The organism is Acinetobacter sp. UBA3461, assembly GCF_002381195.1.
Lineage (GTDB): Bacteria > Pseudomonadota > Gammaproteobacteria > Pseudomonadales > Moraxellaceae > Acinetobacter > Acinetobacter schindleri.
Map to the genome: position 1 here is coordinate 92,687 of NZ_DFRO01000027.1, position 17,304 is coordinate 109,990.

19 protein-coding genes are annotated in these 17,304 nt (G+C 42.2%); 15 read left to right on the plus strand and 4 right to left on the minus strand.

Features of this window, described 5'->3' with window-relative positions; genetic code table 11:
- Positions 1–48: 48 nt before the first annotated feature.
- Positions 49–1,257, minus strand: coding sequence for a chromate efflux transporter (gene chrA, locus B3D47_RS07810; RefSeq protein ID WP_286861166.1), 1,209 nt, complete (start codon positions 1,255–1,257; stop codon positions 49–51).
- Between the two features lie 122 nt (positions 1,258–1,379).
- On the opposite strand from chrA, the gene B3D47_RS07815 reads away from it, so the two are divergent.
- The 7 genes from B3D47_RS07815 to B3D47_RS07845 all read left to right on the plus strand — a co-directional run bounded on the left by B3D47_RS07815 (position 1,380) and on the right by B3D47_RS07845 (position 7,286).
- A complete protein-coding gene (locus B3D47_RS07815; protein WP_163169315.1) occupies positions 1,380–2,378 on the plus strand; it encodes a patatin-like phospholipase family protein in 999 nt (332 codons plus the stop codon).
- A gap of 344 nt (positions 2,379–2,722) precedes the next feature.
- Complete coding sequence (locus B3D47_RS07820; RefSeq protein ID WP_004814805.1) at positions 2,723–2,899, plus strand: hypothetical protein; 177 nt, start codon at positions 2,723–2,725, stop codon at positions 2,897–2,899.
- A gap of 296 nt (positions 2,900–3,195) precedes the next feature.
- Entirely contained in the window at positions 3,196–3,717 is a 522-nt protein-coding gene (locus B3D47_RS07825; RefSeq protein ID WP_004814807.1) for an acyl-CoA thioesterase, read from the plus strand.
- Positions 3,718–3,849: 132 nt separating this feature from the next.
- Positions 3,850–4,413 carry a TetR/AcrR family transcriptional regulator gene (locus tag B3D47_RS07830; RefSeq protein ID WP_286861173.1) on the plus strand — a complete coding sequence of 188 codons (564 nt, stop codon included), beginning with the start codon at positions 3,850–3,852 and terminating at the stop codon, positions 4,411–4,413.
- Between the two features lie 31 nt (positions 4,414–4,444).
- Positions 4,445–5,632, plus strand: coding sequence for an MFS transporter (locus B3D47_RS07835; protein WP_163169317.1), 1,188 nt, complete (start codon positions 4,445–4,447; stop codon positions 5,630–5,632).
- A 13-nt stretch (positions 5,633–5,645) separates the two neighbouring features.
- Positions 5,646–6,539: a LysR substrate-binding domain-containing protein gene (locus tag B3D47_RS07840; protein ID WP_004814813.1), complete on the plus strand. Its 894-nt coding sequence runs from the start codon at positions 5,646–5,648 to the stop codon at positions 6,537–6,539.
- Between the two features lie 129 nt (positions 6,540–6,668).
- Positions 6,669–7,286 (plus strand): glutathione S-transferase family protein, encoded by a 618-nt coding sequence (locus B3D47_RS07845; protein WP_286861181.1) that lies wholly within the window; start codon positions 6,669–6,671, stop codon positions 7,284–7,286.
- Between the two features lie 73 nt (positions 7,287–7,359).
- On the opposite strand, the gene B3D47_RS07850 is transcribed toward B3D47_RS07845, so the two are convergent.
- Both B3D47_RS07850 and B3D47_RS07855 read right to left on the minus strand, forming a co-directional pair.
- A complete protein-coding gene (locus B3D47_RS07850) occupies positions 7,360–8,964 on the minus strand; it encodes a bifunctional 3-(3-hydroxy-phenyl)propionate/3-hydroxycinnamic acid hydroxylase (protein WP_163169319.1) in 1,605 nt (534 codons plus the stop codon).
- A gap of 366 nt (positions 8,965–9,330) precedes the next feature.
- Positions 9,331–9,567, minus strand: coding sequence for a hypothetical protein (locus B3D47_RS07855; RefSeq protein WP_004891850.1), 237 nt, complete (start codon positions 9,565–9,567; stop codon positions 9,331–9,333).
- 398 nt (positions 9,568–9,965) lie between these two features.
- Here B3D47_RS07855 and B3D47_RS07860 point away from each other — a divergent pair, with 398 nt between their 5' ends.
- The 5 genes from B3D47_RS07860 (at position 9,966) to B3D47_RS07880 (ending at position 14,750) form a co-directional block, all read left to right on the plus strand.
- Entirely contained in the window at positions 9,966–10,988 is a 1,023-nt protein-coding gene (locus B3D47_RS07860) for a CobW family GTP-binding protein (protein WP_286861186.1), read from the plus strand.
- An 81-nt stretch (positions 10,989–11,069) separates the two neighbouring features.
- Positions 11,070–11,600 carry a YaeQ family protein gene (locus B3D47_RS07865; RefSeq protein ID WP_286861189.1) on the plus strand — a complete coding sequence of 177 codons (531 nt, stop codon included), beginning with the start codon at positions 11,070–11,072 and terminating at the stop codon, positions 11,598–11,600.
- Positions 11,601–11,687: 87 nt separating this feature from the next.
- Positions 11,688–12,311 (plus strand): MgtC/SapB family protein, encoded by a 624-nt coding sequence (locus B3D47_RS07870; RefSeq protein ID WP_004814826.1) that lies wholly within the window; start codon positions 11,688–11,690, stop codon positions 12,309–12,311.
- Positions 12,312–12,390: 79 nt separating this feature from the next.
- Positions 12,391–12,729, plus strand: a complete 339-nt coding sequence (locus B3D47_RS07875; protein ID WP_004814829.1) for an FKBP-type peptidyl-prolyl cis-trans isomerase — start codon at positions 12,391–12,393, stop codon at positions 12,727–12,729.
- A gap of 173 nt (positions 12,730–12,902) precedes the next feature.
- Positions 12,903–14,750, plus strand: coding sequence for a sensor domain-containing diguanylate cyclase (locus B3D47_RS07880; RefSeq protein ID WP_286861191.1), 1,848 nt, complete (start codon positions 12,903–12,905; stop codon positions 14,748–14,750).
- On the opposite strand, the gene B3D47_RS07885 is transcribed toward B3D47_RS07880, so the two are convergent.
- Positions 14,751–15,218, minus strand: a complete 468-nt coding sequence (locus B3D47_RS07885; protein WP_004891863.1) for a GNAT family N-acetyltransferase — start codon at positions 15,216–15,218, stop codon at positions 14,751–14,753.
- 408 nt (positions 15,219–15,626) lie between these two features.
- Here B3D47_RS07885 and B3D47_RS07890 point away from each other — a divergent pair, with 408 nt between their 5' ends.
- The 3 genes from B3D47_RS07890 to B3D47_RS07900 all read left to right on the plus strand — a co-directional run bounded on the left by B3D47_RS07890 (position 15,627) and on the right by B3D47_RS07900 (position 17,283).
- Positions 15,627–16,118 (plus strand): hypothetical protein, encoded by a 492-nt coding sequence (locus tag B3D47_RS07890; protein WP_180184742.1) that lies wholly within the window; start codon positions 15,627–15,629, stop codon positions 16,116–16,118.
- A 228-nt stretch (positions 16,119–16,346) separates the two neighbouring features.
- A complete protein-coding gene (locus B3D47_RS07895) occupies positions 16,347–16,619 on the plus strand; it encodes a hypothetical protein (RefSeq protein WP_108619379.1) in 273 nt (90 codons plus the stop codon).
- A 166-nt stretch (positions 16,620–16,785) separates the two neighbouring features.
- Entirely contained in the window at positions 16,786–17,283 is a 498-nt protein-coding gene (locus B3D47_RS07900; RefSeq protein ID WP_004814839.1) for a DUF2505 family protein, read from the plus strand.
- Positions 17,284–17,304 lie beyond the last annotated feature (21 nt).

Genomic DNA, 17,304 nt, shown 5'->3' on the forward strand with positions numbered 1-17,304 from the left:
CCTGTTGAAAAAGCCCCGAATCATTCGGGGCTTTTTTATGGCTCCAGTTTATAAAAAACTGAGATAGCTATAATAGACTGCGAAGCCTGCGATCAGGCTGAACCAGAGTGGAAGTTTTGACCGTAGCAGGTAAATCATCACGATTACAAATACCACATCTTCCCAGTCTTTCAGGTAACTTTGTCCAAGTTGCAGGACCAGATAAAGTAACAGTCCGACCACTGCTGCATTAATCCCTGCCACTGCATGACGGATCACAGCTTGCTGCATCAGCCAGGACCAGTAAGGTAAGCTTGCAAAAATCAGCAAGAATGAGGGCAGGAAGATAGCAATAGTCGCCAGTAGGGCATTGAGCCAGAGCTGATCCGTCCAGTCCAATAAAGCACCAAGATAACTAGCAAAACTGAACAGCGGACCAGGCATCAACTGGGCAAAAGCATAACCTAGGTCAAAAGCCTGTGCACTGACCAGCTGGGTGCTGACAAAGTCCTGATGAAGCAGGGGCAAAATGACATGTCCACCACCAAAGACCAAAGAACCTGTTCGATAGAAATCGGCAAAGAAACCGAGTTCAGACCAGTGCAGGTACTGAACCAGAAAGGGGATACTTATAAAGGACAGTAAAAAGGCGATAAACCAGTAAATTGCATGATTTTTCTGAATATAGGGGGTGTCTATAGTGGCATTTTTCACTGGTGTCGATTGTAACAGTGCTTGACTTTGAAACTTGCTCATCGCAATACTGATCAAGCCAGCCAGTAGAATCACCAGGATCTGGTTAAAGCTGAGTGGGACGACAGCCAGAAAGATTGTGGCAGCGATCATTAGACTATATTGCCACCAGGATTTACAGAAGCTACGCAACATTTGCCAGAATGCCCAGCTGACCACTGCAAACACAATAAGCTGGATCACATGAAAGCTATGTGAGTTTAAAATATGAAAGTAGCGTTGTCCGAGCAGGGCAACTAAAGTCATTAACAGTGCAGATGGCAAAGTAAAACCTAGCCAGGCCATTAAGGCACCGCTATAACCTCGTTGCATATAGCCGATGCCGATGCCGACCTGACTGCTACTGGGTCCTGGCAGTAATTGGGCCAATGCCACCAGTTGTTGATATTGGGCATCATTCAACCAGTTCAATTGACCGACCATCTTATGGTGAAAAAATACCAGATGTGCAGCAGGTCCGCCAAATGCGGTACATCCAAGCTTGAAGAAAGTCAGGAAAATCTGATAAAGGGTAGGTGACTGCATGGTAATACAGGTTTAAATAGCTATAAGTTATTCAAACTGTATGACAAATTTACGAAATTCAACAGTTAATTTAACATGGTGTTTATACACTATGCAGCTATTAAAATGAGGATAAGTGCTGTATGCGGAACTATGGGTTGAGCTTCATCATGCTGGGGCTGTTTTTGAACGGCTGTCAGAGCATGCCTGATCAGCGAGTGATGGCAGTGAAGACAGGTATTCAATCCAAGCAAATGCAGTACAGCACAGCACAAGCACGTCCGAATCAAATCGATTTTCTGAAGATTAAAACGACCGAGCAGCGTCCTGTGGTTGCGCTGGTTTTAGGCAGTGGTGGTGCTCGTGGTTATGCGCATATTGGCGCGATTGAGGTACTGGAGCAGGCAGGCATTCAGCCGGACATGATTGTGGGAACCAGTGCTGGCAGTATTGTTGGTTCTATTTATGCCAGTGGCAAACCTGCGATTGAGCTGCGCAATATTGCGCTGAGCATGAAAGCCAATGATGTTCGTGATTTCAGAATCGATCTAAAAGGCTTCTTTGATGGCAAAAAAGTCGAAGACTATGTCAACTTGCAGGTAGATAATGTTCCTTTACAGGACCTGAAGATCCCCATGTTTGTGGTGGCGACAGACCTGAAAGAAGGCAAGAAAGTCGTATTTAATTATGGTAATACCGGTCAGGCGGTACGTGCATCGGTCGCGATTCCAAGTATGTTCATTCCCACCATGATTGAAGAAAAGGAATATGTGGATGGTGGTTTGGTTAGTCCCGTACCCGTAGATGTCGCTCGTGAACTGGGTGCAGATATTGTCATCGCCATCGATATTCTGGCGCAGCCGATTCATACCGAAACGACCAATGTCTGGGGCTTGTTTAATCAGAACATCAACATCATGCAGAAGCGGCTTGCCTTTGAAGAATTAAAACATGCGGATGTAGTGATCCAGCCAGACTTGCGTGAGAAAGGACATATTTTTGATGTGCGTGGCAGAACCATGACTATGGAAGCGGGTATTGAAGCGGCACGGGGGAAATTGCTTGAAATTGAACAGGTATATCAGAAATATGATTATGCAAAGGGACATCAGATTCCACAGTTACTGGCCCGTGAAAAATAATCTCTAAAGCAGCTATTCAATTAAAACCCTTATTTGTAATAAATGAGGGTTTTTTAATTCATATATTCAAAAAAATAATAAGAATTACTTATAAGAAAATATCAATCTATAGAAAATATGAGCTAAGTGTTATTAAGTATATATTAATAAAAAACAATCAGCCTTAAAAATATAAGCTGCTGAAATTTAAATAAATTACTAGAATTAATATATTATTAAAGTATATATTTTTAGAATTTTATATGGTCATTTATATACTTAAGTTTATCAATTGTTTGAAAATTCAATCAGTCATGTCAGAATGCAATTGATGAAAACAGATAAGATCAAATCTAGGATGACATATGAATAATCTTGAAGTCGGGCAGCAGGTCAAACTGGCTCAGTTTGAGCAATACATCTTTAAAGTAACTGCTACACATCAGGATGGCACTTATACCGTAGAAACACAGCTCGACGGTCAGCAAGTATTGAGTTATCAAAATGTCGCTCAGGAAATGTTAAGACTCAGTGCTGACTAAAGGATGAGTAGAAGAATTTATCTATGAGAGGTTATGAAAACAGTCTGGATAAATTCTTAATTCAATCTATATACAGATTATTCATCATGAAAATAATAAATGAATAATGATTTTCTGAAATACAGGTTCGATGGAATATCATTCAAGCGGCTTCTATTATATTTATTTCTGTATGAAATCATTTTTCATATAAATAATAATGATGGATTTTTTGCCGAATAGAACATTTAATTAGTAGTAAAAACGATATAATAATGTGCTTATATCATTGTCATTCAAAGAGTTCAAAGAAAGCGATGGCCCCATTAGATCAAATTGCACCAGCTTCAGACGATCAGTCAGAATTAACAATGACTGTTCTTATGACGCCAGACATGGCGAATTTTTCAGGAAATGTCCACGGTGGTACCATTCTGAAATTGCTGGATCAGGTTGCTTATGCCTGTGCGAGCCGCTATTCAGGCAGTTATGTGGTTACGCTGTCCGTGGATAAAGTGAATTTTAAAGAACCTATTCACGTGGGTGAATTGGTGACTTTCCTGGCGAGTGTGAACCATGTGGGCCGTACTTCGATGGAAATCGGGATCCGTGTAGAGGCGCAGAATATCCAGAAACGTACTGTGCGTCATACCAACAGCTGCTACTTTACTATGGTGGCAGTCGATGAAAATGGTAAACCGCAACATATTCCACCACTGAATCTGGATAATGACTGGAAACGTTGCCGTTTTGAAGCAGCTGAACAGCGTAAGATTGCTAGACTGCAAGAAAATCATCATCCTTCTTGCAGTATTTATAAGAAAACAGCCCACAGCTAATTTCTATAAAGTGAAAAAAGACCTCAAATTAGAGGTCTTTTTTTGGCCTGTGCTTTTCATACGGACTGGTCATAACCTTATGAATCATCTAATATGAAACGATACGTATCGTTTCGTTTTTTGACAGATTATATGACACTGGAAGAAAAAAGCTCACGTCGCCAGAAATGTATTTTGCAGGCGGTGGCAGAAGCACTGACTGAATATGAATATCATCAGCTCACCATTGAGGATGTCGCTGCACGGGCGGGGGTGGGTAAGTCCACCATTTACCGCTGGTGGAAACATAAGTCTGAACTGGTTCTGGATACCTTCAGAGCACATACCGCGTCTATTTTTGATCTGGATTTTTCCAGGTCTTTGGAAGATAACTTGGTACAGCAATTAATACGGTTATCTCAGGCACTGGATCATCCGGTAGGACGGGCATTACTGGTGGTGATGGCTAATCATCGTGAACTTGCAGGGGAATTTTTCACCCAGTATCTGCTACCGCGTCGAGAACAAATGCGCGGCTTGATCCAGCAAGCGATTGAGCGTGGAGAAATCTGTGCGGACTATAATTTTGAATTGATGCTGGACTGTTTGTACGGGCCGATTCACTACCAGATTATCTTTTTTAACAAAATGCCGGATGAAAACTATATCCGCGCGCTGGTTGCACTGAACCTACAGCCTGCAAGACCTCAGGCCTGATTTTAGAATTTTCTGTATATAGTTGGTTTTTATGTCTAGCACGACAGCTCCCTTATGGAATCGCTCATTTATTTTGTGCGTACTGAATAATTTATTTCTGTTTACCTATTATTTTGCCCTGATCGCGATTTTACCGATCTATATCACCACAGATCTGGGGGGAACGGTCAAAGAAGCGGGCTTGGCACTGACCTTATTTTTGGTATCTTCTATTGCCATTCGCCCTTTTTCAGGTTTGATTATTGAGAAATTGGGCAAGAAACTGGCGATGCGTGGGGCAGGACTCCTATTTGCGCTGTTTGCCTTTAGTTATCTGCTGATTGATAGCATGAGTTCACTACTGATCGTGCGTTTTCTGCATGGCATCTGGTTCAGTATTTTGACTACGGTGACCGTACCGGTAGCCAATGACTTTATTCCGGATCAGCGTAAAGGGGAAGGTATGGGCTATTTCGTCATGTCGACCAATCTGGGCGTAGTATTTGGTCCGCTGATTGCCTTAACTACGATTCAGTTCACCAGCTTTCAGATGCTGTTTGGCATTCTCGCCGTCCTGATCAGTCTGGGATTGATCTTCAGTTTAATCTTGAATATTCGAGAGCTGCCTCAAGCGAAAGTAAAAACTGCAGAAAAATCGCGATTAAGCTTGCAGGATATTATCGAAACGAAAGTCCTGGCTGTGAGTTTTGTAGCGCTACTTACTGCATTTGCTTATTCCAGTATTACCAGCTTTATTACGGTCTTTGCAGAAACCAAGCAACTGCTGGCCTATGTCAGCCTGTTCTTTATTGTCTTCGCGTTCTCCATGTTGCTGGTACGTCCTTGGGTCGGTAAGTTTTATGACAATAAAGGTCCGGACGCCGTGATCTATCCATCATTAATCTTTTTTGCCTTAGGTCTGGTGCTGGTGACTTTAGTCAATAATCAATGGATGTTGTGGCTCTCTGCTGTTTTTATTGGGATTGGCTATGGTTCACTTTTCCCATGCCTGCAAACTCTGGCGATTCAGGCTGTGGAGAAACAACGTATGGGGCATGCCATCTCAACCTTCTTTACCTTGTTCGATCTTGGTTTGGCAGTCGGGTCTGTAATGATGGGTATTTTTATAGCGCATTGGGGGTATGAAACCACATATATGTTATGTGCGATGATCGTGATATTGACTCTGCTGGTCTATCGATACACCATATCCAAAAAACGAACAAAAGTAGCGATATAACAGGAATAAGAACATGGAACTTAGACATTTACGTTATTTTTGTATGGTTGCACGCGAACTCAACTTTACTCGTGCTGCGGAAAAGCTAAATACAGTGCAGCCTTCTCTTAGCCAGCAGATCAAAGATCTGGAACAGGAAGTTGGGGTCAAGCTATTAGAACGTTCTAACCGTAAAGTTGAGCTGACCGAAGCAGGAGAGGTATTTCTCAAAGAAGCTTTGCAGAGTCTGGAACATGCTGAACGGGCGATCCAATTGGCTCGCCAAGTCGCAGAAGTGGAAAAAGAGCATCTGGATATTGGCTTTGTACCTGTGGCGGAAATGAAAATTTTCCCTTACATCATGCCGAATATCCGTGCGCATTTTCCGGATTTAAAAGCCCAGTTTCATAGCCTGACCGATGCTGAACAGTTTTCATGGCTCCGTCAGGGGACGATTGATATTGCTTTTACCCGCTATCCAGATCCTTCAGCAGAATTTGAATCGATCAAGATTTTTGATGAGCCATTAACCTTGATCGTACCGCGCGACTCCGATGTAAGAGATATACCTGCCTTAAGTATCAAGAATTTTGCAGGACGTAACTTCGTGATCAGTGATGAACAGGCTTCACCTCAGCTGTTTAATATCATCCATGAATTTTTGAACAAGTCCGGTATTAAGGTCAATGTGGTACAGCATTCCACCAATATTTTGCTGAATGTGAATCTGGTTGGTATGGGAGTAGGCTGGAGTTTAGTACCGGCTTATGTCATTCCGTTGTTAGGTGAAAATATTATGGTGAAAAAGACCATCGAGCCGCTCCCGATGATTGGTTTGTATGCGACTTATCGCAAGGACCAGAAACATGAAGTGATTAACCTGATCCTGAAAGTGTTAAAAGAAAAATTCTGCCTGGATTTATTTTAATTTAGGGAGAAAGATCGGCTAGGGAAACCGACACAGATGAGGATGAAATGATTAGTAGCATATCCTCACTCATTACGCTCTAAAATAACGCTATAGTCAGGAAATAAAATAAAGCATAGGTTCACGATTATGATGACCTTATATAATAATCCGCAGTCTCGCGGCCTGACTTTGCTGCCCTTGCTGAAAGAGCTGGAAATTGAGAATCAGCTTGAGCAGATTGAAATTCCTTATACTGAGATGCACCAGCCAGCTTATGAGCAGATTAATCCCATGGGTAAGGTTCCATATCTGGTGGATAACGGTATTGTCATTTCAGAAATGGCAGCAATTTATGTCTATCTGGCAGATAAATATCGGGAGAAAGGTCTGGCGTCTGCACTAGATGATCCTAAACGCGGGGCTTATCTGAAATGGATGTTCTTCTGCCATGGTCCTTTGACTGAATATATTGATATCAAAAACCTCAAGGTACTTCAGACAGAGATCGAAAAGAATCGTAGAAGCCTGAGCTTTGGTCACGAAGATTCTGTGTTTAATTTCCTTAAGCAGGGAATACAGAAAGCGAATCCGTATTTACTTGGTGAAGAATGTTCGGCTGCAGATTTATATGTGGCTTATTGTTTAATCTTTGCTATTTCCTCCGAAATATTACCACCTTTTGATGAGTTCAAGCCTTTTCTACAGCAGATGGCGTACCGTGATTCACTCAAAGATATTCCATGGTTTCAGCGATACCGTACTTAGCTGAAACCTTATTTAGTGTCATCCATAAATAAAAAACCACGCCGTAGCGTGGTTTTTTAAGTCAGGTCAATTATTATTTAACATGGAGCTTGTTGAACAGCGCCTTGCTTGTGCTTTCCATAGATTGAGGAATGGCAAGAGCTGCTACGAAGCGGTCTGGACGCAGGATGACGATAGAATCTTGGGTCTTGCCAAACCATGTACGGATATCAGTGCCGATATCACCAATGGTAATAACATCTTCATATTGCTTACGCTGTTGATTAGACAGCTGAACCGCAGGAATAACCTGAATGAACTTCACACCAAGTTTTTTCCATTGCTGCATTGATTCCTTGCTTAAGCCCCATTTCGGATCTACACCCCAGGCAATGATGGCAAAGTCATTGCCAATGACTTCATCCAGTAATACAGTTTCACCAGATTCCAGTTTGACCTGTGGCTGAATGAACATTTTGCCAACTGGAGAATCTTTCTGAGTATTTGCCAGTAACGCACCATCATGATATTTCGGCATTGGTTTAAAGCGCATTTCCAGCAGGTACTGTTTGATTGGCTTAATATAGTTCAATGCATAGGCAATACCGTCACGTACAAAACCTTGCCATTTTTTCGGTGGCGCAAGCACATGGCCTGCCATGACCGAAAGATCGATCATCGCTTTGGCATGGTCCTTACGTTCTACCTGGTAAGAGTCCAGTAAGTCTGGGCCTGCTTTGCCTTGTACCACTAGTGCTACTTTCCAGGCCAGGTTAAAGGCATCACGCATACCGCTGTTATAGCCTTGACCTTGCCATACAGGCATAATGTGCGCAGCATCACCGGCAAGCAGAATACGGTCGGCACGGAATTTGTCCGCAATACGCGCATTATGGGTATAAACACGCTGACGGATCACTTCAATACCATCAGTATTTGGCAGGACTTTAGACAAGAGTTTGGCAATATTTTCTGGCTTGCTCAATTCTTCCTGCGTTTCACCTGGCATGACCATGAATTCGAAACGACGGATACCGTGAGGCAGGGCAGCAGATACATAAGGACGCACCGGGTCACAGCACAGGTAAATATGCGGGGTTGCCAATGGGTCATTGTCGATATCGATCACAATCCACTGGTTTGGTGCAGTTTCACCCTCAAATGGAATATTTAAAGTACGACGCACATAAGAGTTACCGCCATCGCATGCGATCAGGTATTGCGCACGTACAACTTCTGAGCCACCATCTTTGCTCTGAACATTTAGTGTTACGCCGTCAGCATCCTGGCTGAAATGAGTCAGGTGACGAGAGAACAGTACTTCAGTTTTCTTATACTTTTTTAGACCTTGCAGTAGAACATTGTCTACTTGTGGCTGAATAAATGCATTACGGCGAGAGAAGCCAAACTCACGTGTCAGTGGTTGAATATCCGCAAAACAGCGACCTTTCGGAGTCAGGAAACGCATCGCATGGTTGGGTGTGGTATGTGGAAGAACCTGATCCACCAGACCTAATGATTGAATCGTACGCAATGATTCATCATCAATGCCAATTGCACGAGGGTAATCAATCAGGCTGTCCAGCTGTTCAACTACAGTGACCTGTACGCCCTGTTTACTCAGGTAGTTAGCAATCGTCAGACCTACCGGACCTGCACCCAAAATGGCTACTTCAGTTGTGTAATTTACATTGCTCATCGCAAGGTTCCTTAAATCTGTCCACAATGAAGTGGATTAAGGGCTAAATCCAAAGTCTAAACAAGCTATGCCATAGTCGGTGCTACATAGTTATAATGCATGGTTAAAAAACAATTTTAATATTCATATTATTGATAAATAACAAAATTTATTAATATATCTCATAGTCTGGAGTGATTTAATAATCATCATTTATTATGATAGAAAGTAAAAAGAGCTTAGAAAAATGGCTGAATGCAGAGGTCTGCAATCAGCCATTTAAAGTTCCTGTAGAGTATGGAGTATAAATCCACTGGAGAGTTACCCAACAGGAGCTATGAGTACCCGAATGAACGGCTACTCATTATCGGTAAAAGCAAAATTGCCTTATTGAGCAGATGATGCTTTTGGTGTTTTAGTTGCAGGTTCTGCAGCTGCTTCTGAAGCTGGTTGTTCTGCAGTCGCCGGAGCAGTTGCAGCTTGAGTTTCAGGAAGCTCCTGAGTGCTCACGACAACTTTTTCTTCTTCAGATGTTGTTTTGCTATCTGTGGTTTTAGTTGCTGCGAAGCTAGTTGCCGCTGCTGCGCTTAGTGTAGTTGCAAGTAGAATTTGAGCATAGTTCATGTTTGGCATCCTTATAGGTTTTATTCACAAGTCATTTATTGTGTTGACCATCACATCAACACAACAGGGACTTATGCTAGGGGCTGAAAATTCGTACCGCAATTGATTTAACAGAAGCTGTAGAACAATGTGTACGTCCGGTATACAAAACTCAGGGTTATGTTTTATTTTTGTTAAATTTAACCCCAAAAAATCAATTAAAATGTTTTAAAACATTTCATAATTGACTAAATTTTAATCTTATGTCAGTGGTTGCCTACGCTGAAAATTGGTAAAAACTGACAGAATTGAAGTTTTGAGGAACTTACTAGTTACGTCAGTAAATTAACTCCCTGCAAGCCAAATGGCATTGTTATAATGTATCAATTTCCTCATTTTCATTGCTATGTGAGCTCGCCTTGAAACTCCTTTCTCCTTCATCTGCAGTGCCCGTGCATATTATTTCCGGTTTTTTAGGGGCAGGAAAAACCACACTACTGAAGCATTTGCTCAGTCAAAAGCCGGAAAATGAAGTCTGGGCAGTATTGATGAATGAGTTTGGTCAGATTGGCGTGGATCAAGCCTTATTACCACAAGATGAAGGCTACGCAGTCAAAGAACTATTGGGTGGCTGTTTATGCTGTAGCAGTCAGTTGCCAATGCAGGTGGCATTGTCGCGATTATTATCCGAATCCAAGCCAGATCGACTGTTTATTGAGCCGACCGGGTTGGGGCATCCAGCGCAGTTATTGGAACAGCTCACAGAACCGCACTGGCAGACTCATCTGAAGATGCAGGCATTAATGACTGTCGTCGATGGTTCGCGTTTGCATGATCAGTCCTGGACAACCCAGAACCTGTATGCCGATCAGCTCAAGGCTGCCCATATTGTCATTGTGTCGCATACCGATTTAATGACTGCAGAAGATCAGGAAAGTTTGAAACAGCTACAGCAGGAGTACCAGGCTTATAACCAGGTCTGGTTATTTAGTGCAAATGGCCAGATTGATATTGAACAGCTCAAGCAGGACTATATCGGTTCTGTTCGTCAGATTCAGCCCTTGTTAAAACAGCAGCGTTCCCTTGGCGCAGATGTGGTTGCAGTGAAAATCCAGCAGCTACCTTATCATTATGTGGAATCCGCACAAGGTTATGCAGTGGCTGGCTGGAAGTTGCCAAAACGCTGGCAGTTTGATTTTTATGATCTGCTTGATTTGCTCTGTGAACAGCAGGACTGGCTACGTATCAAAGGGATTTTTAATACCAATCAGGGCTGGAAAAGCTTTAACTTTAATCCGGAGCAGTTTAACTATCAGTCAGCAGAAGAGGGTATTGATAACCGGGTCGAGATTATTTACCAGACTGAACGTGACTGGCTGAATTTTGAAACTGCGCTGATGCAATGCCGGATTGATGCGGAAGCAGGACATTCTGCTGGCTAAATTTTCTGGAATGGCGATAAATCTGTTCAGCAAAATCGATATAAATCTTATATGCTAGGCGCCAAATTTGAGGATTGTGTTATGGCGCTTAAAGCAACGATTTACAAGGCTGACCTGAATATTGCCGATATGGATAACCATCGTTATGAAGACTATCAGTTAACGATGGCATTGCATCCTTCGGAAACCATTGAACGTCTAATGGTGCGTGTTTTGGCTTATGCACGTTTTGCTGGTGAAGCGCTTGAATTTACTAAAGACCTGTTTGAAACTGATGAACCTGCTCTCTGGGAGAAAGACCTGACCGGTCAACTGATACAGTGGATCGAAGTCGGCTTGCCCGATGAAGATAAGGTCAAAAAGGCAAGTGCCCGTTGCAAGAAAGTTGCAGTCGTGGCTTATGGTACTTCTGTTGATGAATGGTACAAGCGCAGTTCTAAACTGAAGGCCCTATCCAATGTGGAAGTGTGGAAGCTGTCTCCGGCCAGTACCGAAGCGGTACAACAACTGTGTGAACGCACTATGCAGTTGCAGCTAAACATCATGGATAGTGAATGGACTTTGATTGGCGATCAGGCACAGGCTGTGATTGAGTGGGAACAGTTACAATAACAACTCACAAGGATGCAAGTTTCGACTTGTGTCCTCGCCCCAATATTTCGTATATCTGGAAAGAATAATAAGTTCCAGGGACGAAGCATGTATCATGAACTTTATGATTTGCTGTTAGCAGTCGTGATTGGTGCGGTTATTGGAGCAGAACGGGAATATCATAGTAAATCTGCCGGACTGCGCACCATGATCATGGTCAGTCTGAGTTCCTGTCTATTTACTATCATTTCCTTGAAAATCGGCGTCGCCAACCCCGACCGTCTGGCAGCCAATGTCTTAACTGGCCTGGGTTTTCTGGGAGCCGGAGTGATTTTAAAAGATGATAACCGGATTTCTGGTATTACCACTGCAACCACAATCTGGATGACAGCTGCACTGGGCATGGCAGTTGGTGCTGGCTATGAACTGTTAAGTGTCTGGGCAACGGTGATCGTGCTGATCGTACTGGTTCTACTGGTCTATGTACAACGTGGGATTGAGCATCTGAATCAAGAACGTAACTACGAAATTGTCTGTCCTTTTGAGCAGCATGAGCCGGATCATTATGAAAAACTGTTTAAACAATACAAATTAAAAGTCATTCATTCCAGCCAGCAAAAAATCGACCGGCGGATCACAGGCCGCTGGATCCTGATGGGTTCGGCTAAAAATCACCAGAAATTAACCCAGTATTTATTACAGGATAAGAAGATTCAGGAACTCAGCTTTTGATCCATTGGAATTAAAGGCTGAGGAATTTGGCTCAATCGTGTTTATACTAGGGCTATTTGCAAAATGAAGGATATTGGCGATGACCAAAGAACTAGAAATTATTGACCTGGTGGTGGGTGAAGGTAAAGAAGCGGTAAAAGGTGCACTGATTACCACGCATTACACTGGCTGGCTGGAAGATGGAACCAAGTTTGATTCATCGCTGGATCGTGGCAACTATTTTGAGACGGTCATCGGCACTGGTCGTGTGATTAAAGGGTGGGATCAAGGCATCATCGGTATGAAAGTGGGGGGCAAACGTAAGCTGATCGTACCTGCTCATCTGGCTTATGGTGAACGTAAAATGGGGAACATTATCCCGGCAAATTCCAACCTGATTTTTGAAATCGAACTGTATGACGTTAAAACACGTGACTGATATTATGTGACTTTCTAAACAGTACAATATGTCAGGAATTCAGCAGCAGGATAGCTCGTCGGTTATCCTGCTTTTTTATATGAAAAATCATTGGCAATATCCAACATTCCACGTACATTAGAATTAATAACAGTAGCTACAGGATGGTCTTTTTGCTCAGGTTTAGGGGGATTATGCTGATATTGGCATCGTGGTTGATGCTGATATTTTTGATGGGGACTACACGGATCGTGTGGGCTCAATATGATGCTGCTCCAGAATCTTATTTCCTTGCTCATCAAAAAGAGGTCACCGAACTAAAATTTGATGAAGATAGTACCACCTTGTTGCAAGGCAAATGGCAGTTCTATCCACGTCAGTTCATTGAGCAACCAGATCCTGAACTCGAATCACAAGTAGTTGAACTTCCAGCTTCATTCAAGAGTCTTACCGGAACTAATGCCACCTATGGCACTTTTATTAGCCATTTTAAAATTCCCAAAAAATTTATCGGACAACGTTTAGCGATTCAGATTCCGAGTCAGTATGGTGCTTATAGCATTTATTTAAATGGGGATATCTTGCTGCGTCTTGGTAAAATCAGTAAAACCCCGACCGGGCAGGTGACTGAAAAGGCACCTAAGATCGCATCTTTTGTGCCACAGAATGAATATTTCACCTTAAGTATTCAGGTTTCCAACTATACTAATTTGCATGGCGGACTAGAAAAGCCTCTGAAAATTGGCCCCTCTGCGACCATTAACCGACAGTTTATGCTGCAAATGATGAGTATCGCCGTGGTCTGTGGCACAGTGCTGGGTGTAGGGCTATTTACCATTTTATTTTCCCTGTTTCGTGGATCTGTGGAGCGAAATAGCCGCAGTGTATTTATTTTTGGCTTATTTATTATTTTTTTGGCACTGCATAATCTGTTTTCTGCGCCGCATCCATATGCCATTGTGAGTAAAATCAGTTGGTTATGGGGCGCTCGTCTAGAATATCTGTTTACTTTTCTGGCAATCTTATTCTTCCTGAGCTACATGTACCTGTTTAAGCCGCGTTATATCCGACGTTCAATTTATTACGTAGGTGCGGGATTACTGATTTTTAATATCGCAGTAACATTGTTCAGCACACCGGAAGTTTTTGAGCGTCTGGCTTTGTATAGTGTTATCTATGGTCTGGTGATACTGGGTAATTTTATTTACGGGTTTTATGTGACACTTTCTCAAGGGGATGAATATTCGTCCACTAACCTGTTTGCCATCATCTTTCTGTGTGTGACTTTTCTTAATGATTATCTGGTATTACTGAATGTAATTGAGAGCGTACATCTGTCATTTATTTCGACCAGTCTGTATGCCTTGATCATTATGTTTCAACAATCTCGTAATTATGCCCATCAAACCTACTATACCGAGCGACTGAATAATAAATTAATGGTCTTGAACAGTTCACTGGATCAGAAGGTTCGAGAAAGAACAGCACAGCTACATGAACTGAATACTAAACTGCAATATCAGATTAATGTCGATGCCTTGACTGGCGCCTATAACCGGCGTGCCTTAAATGAAGAAATCCAGCGCCTGTTTAATCAGACCATTCAACATCCTGAACAGACCTTGTCCTTTGCCATGATCGATGTGGACTACTTTAAAAAATATAATGATTACTATGGTCACTTAAAAGGTGATGAAGTATTGCAACGGCTGGTTCAGGTGATTCAGCAGGTTCTGCCTAAACAGGGATATCTAGCGCGTTACGGAGGGGAAGAATTCGCAATTCTGTTACATGATATGCCGATTGCGGAAGCCCGGGAAATTCTTGAAATTGTCCTGCTTGCAGTGCGGGCAGAGCAGTTAGAGCATGATAACCGCGGGGATGATAAAGATTATGTCACTGTGAGTATAGGGGTTGCCTATATGGATGCTCATCATCCTTATGCAGATATTCATACACTAATGAAAACAGCAGACCAGCATCTGTATGAAGCCAAACTTGCAGGTAGAGACCAAATCAAAAGCAAGGCTGTTGCAGCCTGATCAGAACTGAGGATAGGTGCTGGAAGATAAAGCTTTGAACAGGTGCAACGCAGGTTCATCCTGCATGTGGGGAGAAGTATTCTGAAAACCAAGTTTAGTATAGTAGGGCAATGCAGTTCGTGTGGTTTCAATTTCTAGACGGTCAATTTTTTTAGGCGTCATAAAATCCAGCATGTAATAAAATAACTGTGTTCCATATCCCATACGCTGCATACCGCTACTTACATAATGCATGCGGATTTCTCCCTGATCACTCACCATCAGAAAACCGACCACTCTGTCATGTACAGTATACACCCAGCAATCGTTATACAGCATTTCCACAATCAGGGTGGAATGGGTAAATGCTTCAAGCCAGGTTTGTATACGGGTTTCCTCACGTTGATGATCCATGACACAGGAGCGAATACTGTCATGAACAACATGTACAATTTGAGGAATATCCTGAACCTTTCCTTCACGAATCATAAGGCAAATTTAACTAAACTAAATAATAACGAGTGTTTCATTTAGCAGTATCTAAAGTATGAATGAAAGCCTAGGATTGTTATATTTTTAGGGAATTTTCCGGCAAAAAAACCCTTTATGCAGCGTTTCTGTGGCGCATTTGTGTGGCTTGTTTAAATTGTCAGACAGTGTGTATTGATTTTTATTCGCATTTCCATTAGAGCTAAATTCTTTAGTCAGTATAAAAATATTTTAGAGGTAATTAAAGAAATCATACTGGAGTGGGAAATATAAAGTTTTTGAAATATCTTGAAATGACTAAAGTTGGGTATTTTTCAATCAATATGTTATGGTTTGTAAATGAACGGTAATTGAGTAGATCTGTGGTTACAGATTGAACATAAGAAAAATGAATAAGAGACTTAGCTTATGGTCAAAGTAATGCTTGTTATCTGTAGTGTGTTGGTGATGTATGTTGCCTGGATAATCGCCTTCAAAATCTATAAAGCCCGCTATCATGGTCAGCGCTTAAAGCCTGAAGCAGTGCCGCCGTCTTCCCAAGATCAAACGTCTATTTCTAGCGCACAAAAGCCACATGAACTGGCTATGACGGTAGATGCTTATGAGCTAGAACTGTTCGATGATATCGCTAAAATGTTATTCAAGCAGCCCGCGATTATTACCGAGCGTACTCAGGCTGAAGGTTTGCAGCAGAAATGGTTGAATCGAATGCCGTTGCAGACCAATAGTGTGATCCGAAAAATGGACTTGGGAGAGTGGTCTATTTACTGGAATTTTTATGGTCAATCTATCGAGTATTATGTGGGACGTTATGGAGTTTTCTATACGCATGTGGACCGGCATGGAGAAGAACATCGATATGAACATCGTTTTGAGTCAGACCATGCACATTGTGCCTAATAAAGTTTTGAATGAATACGGATAACTGTTCAGGTTGATGCAATCTGTTTGGTCTATAATTTTCTTAACCATTAATAGCCCTCATTCTTGTTTTTTGTCTATTGATGAAGCCAGTGCATATATTCTATAGGATCAAGGTCCTCAGCCATATGTCACTTTGCAAATATCCCTGTCTGTTATTCGTAAGCAGTCAGCATGTTAAAATCTGCTTTTGTCAGGCGCACGACAATGCTGATTGACTTCCGGCAGGCCCAACTGGGTCTTTTTATCGAATTGGCATGGAAAATTCAGGCACAGCCGCAGCAGTATCTCCAGTTTGATTCGGTATCAGATTTTTATAAGGCTACCTGGCTGAATGATTTTCCGAAAGGTACGACCTGGTATACCTCTGGGCTGGATGATGGTGCAGATGAGTTTGAAGCTGTCATTTACTATCCCGGAGCCAAGCTGATCATCAGTAGTGGCGTGAAAACTCAAGTGTGGTTAAAGGTGGATGATTGACTTATGTGCCTTAATTTACCTAAACACTGCATAATGACTCTGGATCAGAAATTCAGTTTAATACTGTCGATATACAGCAAAGTTATCTGATTCTGAATTTGGCTTTATAATAAGCTTCCCCAATACAAGCCACATCCACAATTTAAAAAATAAAAAGGAAAACCACATGGCACATCAATTTACTGTAAAGGCAAACATCAATGGTGTTTCTATTGATGAATTTAAACGTCTGGTCAGTGATATCAGCATGCACGAAGCGGTCTGTCGTCGTATTCCGGCGCAGAACATGGAGATTCTGGTTTCTGAGAAACAGGGTGAAATCTATACCTTGAAACGTGCATATAACTTGGACGTGAATATTCCAGATATCGCAAAAAAACTGTTACGTGATGCTTTTCGTCTGCAACGTACCGACATCAGTAATCTGGAACATTTAACTTCTACAGTGGAACTTGGTGCGAACCTGCCAATCGAAGCGACTTGCCAACGCGCAGTAAAAGGTGATGAACGTCAGATTGAGTTTCAACTGGACTGGACCGTAAAAGTAAAGGTGCCATTGGTCGGCGGCATGCTGGAAAAACATGCGGAAGGCGAAATCCGCAAATTTAGCCAGATTGAAATCAGTATCATTGAAGATGAAATCCGTAAAAGCCTGACTGCCTAAATGGCAAGAAGGTCAAAGAAA

Bases quoted from the DNA above. Each gene is read 5' to 3' on its own strand.
- B3D47_RS07890 (WP_180184742.1), top strand. From the start codon at position 15,627: ATGGTCAAAGTAATGCTTGTTATCTGTAGTGTGTTGGTGATGTATGTT.
- B3D47_RS07830 (WP_286861173.1), top strand. From the start codon at position 3,850: ATGACACTGGAAGAAAAAAGCTCACGTCGCCAGAAATGTATTTTGCAG.
- B3D47_RS07845 (WP_286861181.1), top strand. From the start codon at position 6,669: ATGATGACCTTATATAATAATCCGCAGTCTCGCGGCCTGACTTTGCTG.
- B3D47_RS07865 (WP_286861189.1), top strand. From the start codon at position 11,070: ATGGCGCTTAAAGCAACGATTTACAAGGCTGACCTGAATATTGCCGAT.
- B3D47_RS07855 (WP_004891850.1), bottom strand. From the start codon at position 9,567: ATGAACTATGCTCAAATTCTACTTGCAACTACACTAAGCGCAGCAGCG.
- B3D47_RS07880 (WP_286861191.1), top strand. From the start codon at position 12,903: ATGCTGATATTGGCATCGTGGTTGATGCTGATATTTTTGATGGGGACT.
- B3D47_RS07875 (WP_004814829.1), top strand. From the start codon at position 12,391: ATGACCAAAGAACTAGAAATTATTGACCTGGTGGTGGGTGAAGGTAAA.
- B3D47_RS07820 (WP_004814805.1), top strand. From the start codon at position 2,723: ATGAATAATCTTGAAGTCGGGCAGCAGGTCAAACTGGCTCAGTTTGAG.
- B3D47_RS07840 (WP_004814813.1), top strand. From the start codon at position 5,646: ATGGAACTTAGACATTTACGTTATTTTTGTATGGTTGCACGCGAACTC.
- B3D47_RS07825 (WP_004814807.1), top strand. From the start codon at position 3,196: ATGGCCCCATTAGATCAAATTGCACCAGCTTCAGACGATCAGTCAGAA.
- chrA (WP_286861166.1), bottom strand. From the start codon at position 1,257: ATGCAGTCACCTACCCTTTATCAGATTTTCCTGACTTTCTTCAAGCTT.
- B3D47_RS07815 (WP_163169315.1), top strand. From the start codon at position 1,380: ATGCGGAACTATGGGTTGAGCTTCATCATGCTGGGGCTGTTTTTGAAC.
- B3D47_RS07895 (WP_108619379.1), top strand. From the start codon at position 16,347: ATGCTGATTGACTTCCGGCAGGCCCAACTGGGTCTTTTTATCGAATTG.
- B3D47_RS07885 (WP_004891863.1), bottom strand. From the start codon at position 15,218: ATGATTCGTGAAGGAAAGGTTCAGGATATTCCTCAAATTGTACATGTT.
- B3D47_RS07850 (WP_163169319.1), bottom strand. From the start codon at position 8,964: ATGAGCAATGTAAATTACACAACTGAAGTAGCCATTTTGGGTGCAGGT.
- B3D47_RS07835 (WP_163169317.1), top strand. From the start codon at position 4,445: ATGTCTAGCACGACAGCTCCCTTATGGAATCGCTCATTTATTTTGTGC.
- B3D47_RS07870 (WP_004814826.1), top strand. From the start codon at position 11,688: ATGTATCATGAACTTTATGATTTGCTGTTAGCAGTCGTGATTGGTGCG.
- B3D47_RS07900 (WP_004814839.1), top strand. From the start codon at position 16,786: ATGGCACATCAATTTACTGTAAAGGCAAACATCAATGGTGTTTCTATT.